This is a genomic window from Pandoraea iniqua, from assembly GCF_902459685.1.
In the GTDB taxonomy this organism is placed as follows: domain Bacteria; phylum Pseudomonadota; class Gammaproteobacteria; order Burkholderiales; family Burkholderiaceae; genus Pandoraea; species Pandoraea iniqua.
In genome coordinates this window covers 235,643-248,311 of sequence record NZ_CABPSF010000008.1, presented here as the reverse complement: position 1 = coordinate 248,311, position 12,669 = coordinate 235,643, and the positions used below count along the sequence as shown (strand labels likewise).

At 63.3% G+C, this 12,669-nt stretch carries 9 protein-coding genes and 1 tRNA gene; 8 read left to right on the top strand and 2 right to left on the bottom strand.

Annotated elements, in window-relative coordinates; translation table 11 throughout:
• The first annotated feature begins 9 nt into the window (after window positions 1-9).
• Window positions 10-1,539, top strand: a complete 1,530-nt coding sequence (locus PIN31009_RS23535; RefSeq protein ID WP_150791726.1) for a class I adenylate-forming enzyme family protein — start codon at window positions 10-12, stop codon at window positions 1,537-1,539.
• On the opposite strand, the gene PIN31009_RS23530 is transcribed toward PIN31009_RS23535, so the two are convergent.
• Window positions 1,536-2,780, bottom strand: a complete 1,245-nt coding sequence (locus PIN31009_RS23530) for a GGDEF domain-containing protein (RefSeq protein WP_150791725.1) — start codon at window positions 2,778-2,780, stop codon at window positions 1,536-1,538. The genes PIN31009_RS23535 and PIN31009_RS23530 overlap by 4 nt on opposite strands.
• Window positions 2,781-2,908: 128 nt before the next feature.
• On the opposite strand from PIN31009_RS23530, the gene PIN31009_RS23525 reads away from it, so the two are divergent.
• The 6 genes from PIN31009_RS23525 (at window position 2,909) to PIN31009_RS23500 (ending at window position 10,730) form a co-directional block, all read left to right on the top strand.
• Window positions 2,909-5,932 (top strand): autotransporter family protein, encoded by a 3,024-nt coding sequence (locus tag PIN31009_RS23525; RefSeq protein ID WP_150791724.1) that lies wholly within the window; start codon window positions 2,909-2,911, stop codon window positions 5,930-5,932.
• A gap of 101 nt (window positions 5,933-6,033) precedes the next feature.
• Window positions 6,034-7,101 (top strand): RNA methyltransferase, encoded by a 1,068-nt coding sequence (locus PIN31009_RS23520; protein ID WP_150791723.1) that lies wholly within the window; start codon window positions 6,034-6,036, stop codon window positions 7,099-7,101.
• Window positions 7,102-7,239: 138 nt separating this feature from the next.
• On the top strand, window positions 7,240-8,514 hold the full coding sequence (locus tag PIN31009_RS23515) for an MORN repeat-containing protein (protein ID WP_174997361.1): 1,275 nt from the start codon (window positions 7,240-7,242) through the stop codon (window positions 8,512-8,514).
• Between the two features lie 59 nt (window positions 8,515-8,573).
• Window positions 8,574-8,647, top strand: a tRNA-Gly gene (locus tag PIN31009_RS23510).
• 209 nt (window positions 8,648-8,856) lie between these two features.
• On the top strand, window positions 8,857-9,438 hold the full coding sequence (locus tag PIN31009_RS23505) for a TetR/AcrR family transcriptional regulator (protein ID WP_150791721.1): 582 nt from the start codon (window positions 8,857-8,859) through the stop codon (window positions 9,436-9,438).
• Window positions 9,439-9,545: 107 nt separating this feature from the next.
• Window positions 9,546-10,730 carry an MFS transporter gene (locus tag PIN31009_RS23500; RefSeq protein WP_246185822.1) on the top strand — a complete coding sequence of 395 codons (1,185 nt, stop codon included), beginning with the start codon at window positions 9,546-9,548 and terminating at the stop codon, window positions 10,728-10,730.
• A 19-nt stretch (window positions 10,731-10,749) separates the two neighbouring features.
• Here the strand turns inward: PIN31009_RS23500 and PIN31009_RS23495 are convergent, their stop codons facing one another.
• The gene (locus PIN31009_RS23495; RefSeq protein WP_150791720.1) at window positions 10,750-11,667 is read right to left on the bottom strand and encodes a LysR family transcriptional regulator; all 918 of its coding nucleotides are present in this window, start codon (window positions 11,665-11,667) and stop codon (window positions 10,750-10,752) included.
• A gap of 120 nt (window positions 11,668-11,787) precedes the next feature.
• On the opposite strand from PIN31009_RS23495, the gene PIN31009_RS23490 reads away from it, so the two are divergent.
• Window positions 11,788-12,588, top strand: a complete 801-nt coding sequence (locus PIN31009_RS23490) for an alpha/beta fold hydrolase (protein ID WP_150791719.1) — start codon at window positions 11,788-11,790, stop codon at window positions 12,586-12,588.
• Window positions 12,589-12,669 lie beyond the last annotated feature (81 nt).

Below are 12,669 nucleotides of genomic sequence, written 5' to 3'. Positions count from 1 at the left end.
CTTCCTGTCATGAACATTGCCAATACGCTTGCCCGCGCTGCTGCGCGGCACCCCTCGCACATTGCCACCTATCTCGGTGATTCGCCGCAGTTCGACTACGCCACGCTGTCCCGGCGTTGTGCCGGCATTGCCGGCGGCCTGCGCTCGCTCGGTCTGGCGGAAGGCGCTCGCGTCGCGCTCTGGATGCGCAATCGACCGGAGTATCTCGAATGGCTCTATGCGATCTGGTGGGCGGGTCTGGTCGCCGTGCCGATCAACGCGAAGCTGCATCCGCGCGAAGCTGCGTTCATCGTCAACGATGCGCAGGCGGAGGTGATTCTGGCGGAAGCGGAGGATCTCGACGCCATTGCCGAGTTTCTGGAAGTCCCGGCGATTCGCATCGCACCGGAGGATGCGCGCATCGACGATTGGGTGAAAGGCGCTGGCGCACCGGCATTCCAAACCGGTGCAGTTGTCTCCCGCGAGAATGGGGATCTGGCATGGATCTTCTACACCTCCGGAACCACCGGGCGCCCCAAGGGCGTGATGCTGTCGCATCGCAATCTGTGGTCGCTTGCTGCGTGTTACCTCGTCGATGTGGATGCGATCGGGCGCGACGACCGCACGCTCTACGCGGCCCCGATGTCGCATGGCGCCGGGCTGTACAGCGTCGTCTTCATGATGCAAGCCGCGGGACACGTTTTCCCCGCTTCGGGTGGTTTCGATGCCGAGGAAATGTTCGCGCTGGCGGCGTCACTCGGCGGTATCTCCTGCTTCGCGGCGCCGACGATGGTCAATCGATTGGTACGGCACGCACAGGCCTCCGGCGCGCCGTCCGATGGCTTCAAAACGATCGTGTACGGCGGCGGGCCGATGTACACGGCCGATATCGAACAAGCGCTTGCCGTGATGGGTTCACGCTTCGTCCAGATCTACGGTCAGGGCGAGTCGCCGATGACGATCACGGTGTTGCCGCGCGATTGCATTGCCGCGAGTGAGCACCCCGCGTGGGCACAGCGGCTGGCGTCGGTCGGCCACGCACACGCGATGGTGGAAGTCGAAGTGGTGGATGACGACGGAGTGCCCGTGGCCCCGGGCACGCCCGGTGAGGTCGTGGTGCGCGGCGATGTTGTGATGCAGGGGTATTGGAAAAATCCAGAAGCGACCGCAAAGACGCTTCGTAACGGCTGGCTGTGGACGGGCGACATCGGCGTGCTCGACGACGACGGCTTTCTCACGCTGAAAGACCGCTCGAAAGACGTCATCATTTCCGGCGGTACGAACATCTATCCGCGTGAAGTCGAGGAAGTGCTGTTGCGGGCGGATAACGTGGCCGAGGTAGCCGTCATTGGCGAGCCCGATCCGGAATGGGGCGAAGTGATCGTGGCGTACGTGGTGAGCCGCGCCGGCACCCCGCTCGATACCGCCGCGCTGGATGCCCATTGTCTGGCACACATCGCCCGATTCAAACGCCCGAAACGTTATGTGTCGGTGGATGCGCTGCCCAAGAATCACTACGGCAAAGTGTTGAAGACGGCGTTGCGGGCGAGCGCCGGTTAGGCCGCTTGCCGGGGGCCGTCAATCGCGACGCGGTTGCGCCCCGCGTCTTTCGCGTCGTACAGCAAGCGGTCGACACGCATCATCAACGCTTCCATGGACTCGCCGGGTTGCCTCGTCGCCACGCCAAAGCTTGCCGTGACCCGATAGTCGGCGGGCAACCCGGGAAAGTGCGCCGTCGCGATCGTCTCGCGCATGCGCTGCGCGATTTCACATGCGTCCACACTGCCGGTGCCGGGCAATAGCACCAGAAACTCTTCCCCGCCCACTCTTCCCGCCTCATCGCCCGAACGCAAGACGCTGCGCAACAATCGGGCGACATGTCGCAGTACCGCGTCGCCCGCGGTGTGTCCGAAGGTGTCGTTGATTCGCTTGAAGTGATCGACGTCGCACGCGATCAGGCTTGACGGGGTATCGGACACACGGCGCCCGCGGAGCTTCGAGGACTCGTCGAAGCCTCTGCGGTTGAGCAGTCCGGTGAGATGGTCTTCGTTGCGCTCGCGTCGCAAATCGTCGATCTTGTCGGCCGTTGCGGCAAAGATCAGGATGACGGCGAGCGCGACGCCCGACAGCACCAGCCACATCTGCAGGGCGATCCAGAAGCTGGAGGTCCCGAAGGCATGCGTGCTCATGCTACGGCGCACTTGCCCTAGCGTCAGCCAAGTCCGCGGGAAGAAACTCAGTGCAAAAGCGAGGAACGCCCAGAACACCACGCGATCCGTCGGCTTGCTGCGCAGTAGCGAAGTCATCCGCATTGCGGCGGCCAGCAACACGGCGGCACACCCGAAGTTAAGCAAGTAGACCCGCGCGACTAGGTTCCGGTCGCCGTAGTAGAGGTATGCCAGCCCGCCCACGATGCCGATCAGCGCGACGGGCGGAATCACCCTGCCCAGCGTGAGGTTCGTGCGCCGCAGCACGCCCTCCGCGAGCAGGATCACGCAACCGACATACAGCGCCCCCGAGATAACTGCGTTCCCGCCGGCGTCGGCCGGGATGCCGAGAATCTGTCCCGACGCCGCGAGGGCAAACAGTAGAAACGACGCGGCGAGCAATTTGAGATAGCGCGCCGCCTGGTGAAAGCGCGACATCGCCAGAAAGCTCAAGGCAAAGAGTACGGCGATGCCCGGACTGGCAAGCGTCAGGGTTTGGACGGTGGTTAGCTTCATATCTGACATGCCGGATTCCCAAGCAAATGCCGCGTGCCGATCTGATCCTGAGGTTCTTGAGATTCCTGAGATTTGCACTCACGACGATATCCGCAGCCGGGATTATTGCACTTTGGCCCATCCTTTCATTGCATTTCATCAATTCGTCATGACACCGACGAATACTTTGCGACTTCGAACAAGTTCCAAAGAGGACATCGGGGTTTATGAAACCAATTGCCATTCTGGCAGGCGTCATCGCGCTTTTCGCCGAGCAGCACGCCTTCGCCGCCAACTTCGTCATCAACAACGGGCAGACGTCCAACACGGCCCAGACGCTCTCCAGCGGGCAATCCGGCACCATCGCCAGCGGCGGCACCCTGTCGGTGGGCGGCAGCACCGTCGGCATTACCGCGACCGGCAACGCCACCATCGTCAACAACGGCTCGATCAACATGACGGGCACCGGCCGGGCGATCCGCGATAACACCGGGGGCCTGACCCTGACGGTCACTAACGGGGTCGGGGCCAGCATCACCACGTTCGACGCCGACGTGATCCAGATGAACAAGTCGAACAGCAACATCGTGTTCAACAACTACGGCACGCTGACCTCGACCAACAACTCCGCCGGCGGCAGTCAGGCGATCGACTTCAACGCGATCACCACCGGCACCAACGTCCTCAACAACTTCGCCGGCGGCGTCATTCAGGCGAACGAAGCCGATGCCGTGCGGCCCGGCGTCAACGGCGTGGTCAACAACGCGGGCATCATCCGCTCGACCAACAACCCCGGCAGCACGAGCAGCAGCGACGGTATCGATGCCCAGTCCAACAGCGGCATCACGGTCGTCAACGCGGGCACCGGTTTGATTCAGGGCGCGCGCCACGGCATCACCGGCGGCGTCGACACGACCACGGACGGGACCTTCAAGCTCTCCGTCACGAACAACGCCGGTGGCACGATTCAGGGCATGAACGGCTCGGGCATCAACATCGACGGGTTCAACGCCAAGGAGGTCGTCACGATCAACAACAGCGGCACGATCATCGGCAATGGCGTGACGGGCGACGGCGATGGCGTGGACGTCGACGGTATCGTCAACATCACCAATTCGGGCACGATTCGCGGCGCACGCGCGTTCAACGACGTAAGCGAGGGCGTCACGGTCGGTGGCGGCACGATCGTCAACAGCGGCACCATCGTCGGCGAGAACACGCCCGGCGGCATCGGTCGCGGCATTACGCTCGCCGGCGTGGACAAGGACCCGGCCACGGGGCTGGCCATCGCGCCGCAAGGCATCTACGTCAATTCGACCATCGTCAACAGCGGCCTCATTCGCGGGCAAAGCGACTCGGCGATTGCCGTGACCGGCAGCCGCAACGCCATGACGGTGACGATCATCAATCAGGCGGGCGGTGTCCTTGAAGGCGGCGGGGCGACGGCGGCTGCGGTCAATACCGGTGCCAACGACGCCACGGTGATCAACTACGGCACGATCACGGCCGACCAAAGCGGCAAGGCCGTGGATCTGGGGAGCGGCAACAGCAGCCTCCAGATTCTGGGCGGCGCGGCAGTGGTGAACGGCGACGTGTCTGGCGGCACGGGCACCAGCACATTGACCATCACGCCGGGCAGCGGCAACGCGTTCAGCTACAACGGCGCGATCTCGAACTTCTCGGCAGTGGCGCTCGGCGCGGGCACGATCGCTCTCAACGGGGCGAGCACGTACGCCGGCGCGACGGCGATTGCCAGCGGTGCCACCGTCATCGTTGGTGACGCCTCGCACCGCAACGCGACACTGGGGAGCGGCCTGACGACGGTAGCTGCCGGTGCGACGCTGGCTGGTTACGGCGGCACGCTGGGCAGCGTGACGAACGCCGGTATTCTCGCGGTCGGCAGCGCATCGCCGGGGGCCACGGCGGGCAATCTCGGCACGTTCACGATCGCAGGCGACTACGTCGGCAACAACGCGACGGCTCTGATGGGGGCCACCATCGCCGCCGACGGCACGGCGGCGTCGGACAAGCTCGTCATCAACGGCAATGCGAGCGGCACCACGCTGCTCAAGCTGAAGGTCTCGGGCACCGGCACGCCGACCTCGGGCAGCGGCATCCAGCTCGTGCAGGTCAACGGGACGGCCTCCGACGGCGCATTCAAGCTTGATTCGCCGATTCAGGCAGGTGCGTATCAGTACCTGCTTCGCAAGATCGGTCCGGCGGGCGGCGACCCGAGCTGGTTCTTGTCGACGTCGTACGCCTCGGGCCAGACCGCTTACCGCGCGGCAACGGTTGCTTACGCCATGACGCCGCAGTTGAACACCGATTTCGGTTTCACCATGCTGGGCCGCTTGCAGGAGCGCATGGGCAACGCGCGCACCACCGGCACGGCGGGTGACGATACGTCCAATGGCGTGTGGGGCCGCGTGTACGGCAAGTCGATGGACGCCAATATGTCTGGGCGCTTCGATGCGGATGAGCGCATGTTCGCGGCTCAGTTCGGGCGCGAGTGGCGTTTGAACACCGACGCTTCGGGCTGGGGCGGCAGCACGCTGGCGGGGGTGACGGCCACGTTCGGAACGGCCTCGGCGTCGTTCTCCGACAGCGCACGCACGCTCGACCCGACGCTCTCGGCGGCGACCGGTTCGGTCACGATGCAGGCGCAGTCGGTGGGTGCCTACTGGACGAGAATTCTGCCGCAGGGCGCTTATGCCGACGTGACGACGCAGATCACGCACTATCGCAATAAGTACAGCGATGTGACGGGTATTGGGGCCACGCAAAATGGCTTCGGGGCTGCGCTTTCTGGCGAGATCGGCCACCGCTTCGCCATTCTCGGCTCGGGCTTCACCGTCGAGCCGCAGGCGCAGTTGGCGTATCAATACCTGCATCTGAACGGCTTCAGCGACAGCTTGTCGACGGTGTCGGGCAACACGACGAATGCGCTGCGTGGACGTCTGGGTGTCAAGTTCGCTACGCCGGATCTGGCGAACGTCGCAGGGGTTGGGTCGGCGTCTCCGTACCTGAGCGCCGACGTCGTGCACGACTTCCTGTCGCCGGGTGCGACCAACGTGGGGGGCGCGAGCTTCGACAGCAGTCTCGCTAAGACGTGGTATGAAATCGGTGCCGGTCTGGATGCAACCCTCGGGCGCGCGTCGTCGCTTTATGCGAGCGTGAAGTACGCCCGCAACATGGGCGGCGATTACCGTCGGAATGTGTACGGGCAAGTGGGGTATCGGTATCGGTGGTGATGGGTTGACCTGACCCAAGGCGCGGCGTGATATTGCTCTTCCCATGATGTCATGCCGTCGCCTTGAGTGCCCGAGCGCAAGTGGCGTAGAATCCGCACCCTATGCGCTTCTCCGACTTCGACCAACGCCTCGCCGCACTCGGCGCTCAGCCCGTCCATCGCGGCCGGGTGGCGCGCGTCTGGCTGAACGGTCAGGCGCTCGATACCGGCACGCGGCGTCGAAGCTCGGAGCACTTCCTTCCGCTGGCGCTGCGTAACGCCCTTCCCGAGATCACCGCAGAACTGGACGCGCTTGCGCGCGTGCGTTCCGAGCATGCCGGCAACGATGGTTCGCGCCTGCTTGTGGAACTCGCCGACGGGCAGATGGTGGAAAGCGTGTTGCTGCCGCGTGACGGGCTCTGTGTCTCCACACAGGTCGGTTGCGCTGTGGGCTGCCGGTTTTGCATGACCGGCAAGAGCGGTCTGATCCGCCAGATTTCGAGTATGGAAATCTTGGCTCAGGTCGTGCTGGCGCGACGCCTGCGTGCCGTGAAGAAAGTCGTCTTCATGGGCATGGGCGAACCGGCGCACAACCTTGAGAACGTGCTCGAAGCCATCGACCTGCTGGGCACCGAAGGCAATATCGGCCATAAGAATCTCGTGTTCTCCACCGTGGGCGACCCGCGCGTGTTCGAGGCGCTGCCGCGCCAGCGCATCAAGCCTGCGTTAGCGTTATCGCTGCACACCACCAAGGCGGAACTGCGCGCGCATCTGCTGCCGCGCGCGCCGAAAATCGCACCGGACGCGCTGGTCGAACTCGGTGAAAAGTACGCCCGCGACACGGGGTATCCGATCCAATACCAGTGGACGCTGCTCAAAGGCATTAACGATGGCGACGATGAACTCGACGCCGTCGTGCGCCTGCTCAAAGGGAAATATGGCGTGCTCAACGTCATCCCGTTCAATAGTCTCGAAGGTGACGACTACCAGCGCCCCGATCGCGAGCGCATTCGCGAGATCGTCCGCTATCTGCACAGCCGCGGCGTGCTGACCAAAGTGAGAGACAGCGCCGGTCAAGACGTCGACGGCGGTTGCGGGCAGTTGCGCGCGCGTGCCGTTGCCGGTGCCGCTGGCGAGGTGCAGGTGGTCGAATTGCGCCGCTCGCGTGCGGTAAAGCCGGAAGCGGCATAGCTCTCGCACGACTGTTTGCCACGTACCGGCGCCACACGCCGGTAATCCCCCTGCGCTCGGCCATCATCAACATGGATGATGGAGCTTGTGCCTCCCACTGAGTAATCTTCGCTTGCGGAACCCTGCATGGAGGTGTCCATGCTGGCCGCTTCCGTCCTCACGATCCGCTGGATTCGGATCTATACGAGCGTCGGATCAATAGCACTTAGAAAGTGGGGAAGGACCATGAGAAACGCACTGGATTTCACGAAACTCATATTGCTGGGCAGCCTGACCACGCTCGCCGCGTGCGCATCGGCGCCGCGCGCGCCAGCCCTTCCATCGACTTGGACAATGACCACGGAAGGCTGCCAGACGTGGAACCGAACGCCGTCAGCGTCGAGCACGGAAACCGTGACTTGGGACGGCGCGTGTGTAGGCGGCTATGTCGACGGCCCGGGGACTTTGACTTGGTTTCAAGACGGCAGCTATTCGCAACGCTTCGTCGGCACCATGCGTGCTGGCAAGCGTCAGGGCACCGGCGAGTATTACTGGGCGAGCGGCGATCGTTATCAAGGGGCATTCGAGAACGACCTCCGTACCGGCAAAGGCAGCTACACATGGAGCAGCGGCGACACGTATTCCGGTGATTTTATCGACGGCCAGCGCACTGGATACGGCGTTTATACGTATGCCAACGGCAATCGCTTTGAAGGCGATCAAAGCAATGGCAGTTTCATGAACGGAAACCTGACCGCCGCCAATGGTGAAGCCATCGCAAGATACACCGATGGAAAGCGCATTGCGCTGCGCTACGAGCCTGCTCAGGCGTCGAATCAAACGAGCAGCGGCGCGGGATTCGGGGCAGTGCTGGGCGCCATCGCGCAGGGTCTGGCGGCGGCAGGCGGGAAGAATTCCGCACAGCTTCAGGCCGCGGCGTCTGTCATGAACAGTACTGCTGGCGGTGGTGGCAACGCGGCGCGGGCGTACAGCGCGCCGAACACGGCTGCCAGTGGCAATGCGACCAGCGGGATGAACGGTACCGAGACGCAGCCGATGGTCAACAACTGCCTGAGCCTGACGCGCAGTCACAAGTATTCGATGCGGATCAACAATAGCTGCGGGTTTGAAGTGTCGATGATCTATTGCTACACCAGCATCAGCAACGCGGCACGCACCGGCTTCGATGTCACATCGAATGCCTGCACGAATTACCGCACGAGTGCTTCGGCCAATGTCGTTGTCGGCGCGTCATCGTTCATCGAGGTCAACGCGCCCGACAATACGAACCCAGTCGAATTCATCGCGTGTAAATCGGCGAATGACGGTTATCCGGAAAAACTGCGTTTCGACGGCAGCCGGCTCAACGGGCAATGCCATTACAGGCAAACTACGGCGGGTAGCGGGTCGCGTGGTTTTGGGGCGGTTAGGTAGGGATCTGATGGTGACTAGATTGCCAAAAACCCCAAACCGCGCTTAGAATGTCGGTCTTCGCGGGCGTCGTATAATGGTAATACCCTAGCTTCCCAAGCTAGAGCCGTGGGTTCGATTCCCATCGCCCGCTCCAGAGATTCTTCGAAGAAGCCGTCCTCGTGACGGCTTTTTTGTTTCTGCGCGCCGCATCTCCCACAGCCCTCGAACCAATTCCACAACCGATATCAGGTTATTGGAACAGTCGTTAAATAATCGCCTATAGTTTCGTCTATCGGACTGGCGCATTGACGTCGTCCAATGCGCTACCCCGTTTTCGTCCCCCTGACATCGAGGCACATCAACATGAGCGGCAGACCCAGAGAATTCGACGACGCGGCCGTCATCGAGGCCGCCATGGATGCGTTCTGGACGAACGGCTATGAAGGCACGTCGGCGCAGACGCTCGTCGAATGCACGGGGCTCGGGCGTGGCAGTCTTTACAACGCCTTCGGCAACAAGCTGAACCTCTATCACGAAGCCCTCGAGCGCTATCAGACGCTCGGGCTTCAGACGCAAGTCGACATTCTCAACGCGCCCGGCGCGGTCAAGGACCGGCTGCGCGCCCTCATGCAATGGGGGATCGACCAAGACCTCGATCCCCAGACGGGACGTGCCTGCATGGGTCTTTTCGCTGCCCTCGAACGCGGTGGCAAAGACCCCAGAGTGCGCCAGATCAGTCAGGCCTATCTCACCCGTATCGAACAGGTGCTCGTGCACCTGATCGCCATCGGACAACACAGCGGTGAACTCTCCACCGATCGGCCCGCACTCCTCGTCGCCCGTATGTACGTCAGCAGCTATTTCGGATTGCGCGCCCTCGGGCGCACCGTCAGCGATCGCGCATTTCTCGAAGACATCATGGAAGGCACGATCGCCCAGCTCTGACGCTACCGACTCACACAACGCACCCAACACACAAGCCTCACCCGACATTCGCGCGTAAAGCCCTCTGGGCTTTTTCTTCCCCCAAATATTGAATGATCGTTACAGATATGACGCAAAAAACCTCGATGCCACCGGTCGTGTACTTATTAGGACTCACCGTCTTTGCCATGACCACGGCGGAATTCATGGTCGCCGGCATGATGCCCGCGCTCGCCCATGCGATGAACGTCGGCATTGGCGATATCGGCAACCTGATCTCGCTCTACGCACTGGGCATGACCATCGGCGGCCCGGTGCTCACCGCCCTCCTGCTCGCCTTGCGCACGCCGCATAAACAGGCACTCGTCTGGCTGCTCGTCATCAACGTGGCAGGTGGTGTGCTCGCCGCTGTCGCCACGCGCTACGAAGTCATGGCGCTCGCCCGCATCATCATGGGCGTGGCCAGTTCCGCTACGTTCGGCGTCGCGCTCACGCTGTGCGCCGACCTCGTCGCGCCGTCGGTGCGCGGTCGTGCGGCGTCGTTCGTGCTGGGTGGTCTGATGTTCTCGCCCGTCGTGGGTGTGCCGCTCACGGCGTTCATCGAGCAGCACTTCGGCTGGCGTGCCAGCTTCTGGCTGGTCGCGGTACTCGCCGCCCTTTGCACCGTGGCGGTCGCGCTGTGGGCGCCGGCCACCGAGAAGCGCGAAACGGTCAGCCTCGCTGCTGAATTCCGTTCGCTGCTCAATCGTCCGCTGTGGGCCGCCTTCATCACGAGCGGCCTGATCATCGGCGCGACCTTCGCCGCGTTCAGCTACTTCTCACCGATCTTCCTGAACGTGGCCGGGGTTTCCGCCGCCACGATTCCGAATCTGCTCGCGATGTACGGCATCGCCAACATCATCGGCAATGCCGTGACGGGCCGATTCGCCGACCGCCATACGCTCACGGTGCTGATCGTCGGCCTGAGCGTGCTGGCACTCGCCTTGGTCAGCTTCGCACTGTGGGCAGACATCACGCCCGTGGGGATTGCCGCGTTTGCCGCCATCGGTCTGACCGGTGTGTCGCTCAACCCCGCCATGGTCGCCCGCGTGATGCGCGCCGCCGCGCCGGGGCCGCTCGTCAATACGATGCACACGTCGGTGATCACAGCCGGTCTCGCGTTCGGCACTTGGGCAGGCGGCTCCGCAATCGACGCAGGCTACGGCATGCGCGCGCCGCTCTGGATCGGCGCCGCCATGGCCGCCATCGGTCTCGCCAGCCTGCTGCCGTATCTGCGCAGTGGCCTCGCACAAACCGCCGACGCTACCTGCTGAACACGCTCGCTGTCGCGCTTTACGCCGTCTCTGGACTAACCTCGCCCGCCGCCTCCACCTCACGGCGGAGATACGCCCAGAGACGGTTCGCCACCGGCCCATGCGGGCCGTCGGCACGCCGCACCGCAACGATTTCCTCTGTGTGCACGGGCAGATGACGGCCAGCGATGGATTTGAGCGCGCCGCTTCGTAATTCTTCCTCGATCAGATGCGCAGGCAAGTGCCCCCAGCCCAAGCCGTGCACGATCACATCCTTCTTCATCGCCTGATCGGCCACCGTGCACTGATGCGCCCCGTCGATCACAAAGAAGCTTTCGCCGCCCGGCTGCCGGGCCGAATCGCGCATGACACATTGGGTGTAGCCGCGCATGTCCGCCGGACGCACGACGCGCGGTAGTGGTGCGGTAAGCATTTGCGGCGCCACCACCGGCACAAGCCGCACCTTGCACAGATCGATCCACGCAATGCCGGCATCGCGCTTGTCGACGCGGTGCAGGATGAGATCGGCGTCGCCTGCCATCAGCCGCTCCATCGGTCCGCCGACCGTCTCGAAGTGCAGTTGCAGTCGCGTATGAGGACACTCCGCGAAGAAGCGCGCCAGCAACCCCAGCAGCAAACCGCGCGGGCACAGGTCGCCGACGACCACGTTCAACTCACTCTCTTCGCCCATCGCCAACTGCACGGCATGCTGTCGCAAGCCGGTTGCCTCACGCAGCAGCGGCTGCGCACGCCGGTAGAACGATTCACCCGCGTCGCTTAGCTTCACGCGATAGCCGCTGCGGTCGAGCAACGCGAGGCCCGTCTGCCGCTCCAGCCTCGCCACTGCCGCGAACACGGCCGGGTGCGTGCGGTGCAATACCGCCGCTGCCGCCTGAAAACTGCCCTCGCGGATCACGGCATCGAAGCATTGCAGGTCGTGCAGGGTGAATTCCATCATGTCATCTCTTTTGACAAAGATCGTCCGATCTTTGTAATTTAAATCATTTACGGCCTCGCCCAGAATGGACGTCACGAACTGACCTCAACGTCTTTTTCCTGATCTCCCCCGGAGGCTACGATGGACAACCTTTTCTTCTTCGACACCACTGACGGCGCCCGTATCGCTTATCGGCTCGATGGCCCCGATCAAGCGCCCGTGCTGGTGCTCTCGAATTCGATCGGCACCGACCTGCATATGTGGGACGCGCAGATCGCCGACTTCTCGCAACACTTCCGTGTGCTGCGCTATGACGCGCGCGGCCATGGCGCGTCGAGCGTGCCGCCCGGCCCCTATTCGCTGGCGCGTCTTGGCGAAGATGTCGTGGAGTTGCTGGATCATCTGGATATCGCCCGGGCGCACTTTCTCGGGCTGTCGCTCGGGGGCATCGTCGGGCAATGGCTCGGCATTCATGCCGCCGCGCGCATCGATCGATTGATTCTGAGCAACACGGCCGCCTATCTCGGCCCGGCCGACGTCTGGGACGCGCCGATTGCTGCCGTGCTTCAGGCGAGAGACATGCGAGAAACCACACAAACGTTTCTTCGCAACTGGTTCCCGGCGGCCATGCTCGATGGCGACGATCCGGCCGTGGTGCCGTTTCGCGAAACATTGCTCGCGACTAACCGCCACGGGCTGGCCGGCTCGTGGGCGGCCGTGCAGCACACCGACCTCCGGCGCGATATCGCCGCCATCACGCGCCCGACACTCGTGATCTCCGGTGAATACGACACGGTGACTTCCGCCGCGCTCGGAGAAGCTGTCGCGAACACGATTCCCGGCGCACGCCTGCAAGTGTTCCCTGCGGTGCATTTGTCGAACGTGGAATTTCCGGCGCGGTTCTCGACAGCGGTCATCGCGTTTCTCGTGCCATCGAATTGACACGAAACGCGTGCCGCGCCGCGGGCGGCAAACCTCAACCCGGGGGTGCCGGGGGCCGCGCAGTGTAAACTGCAGGGTTTT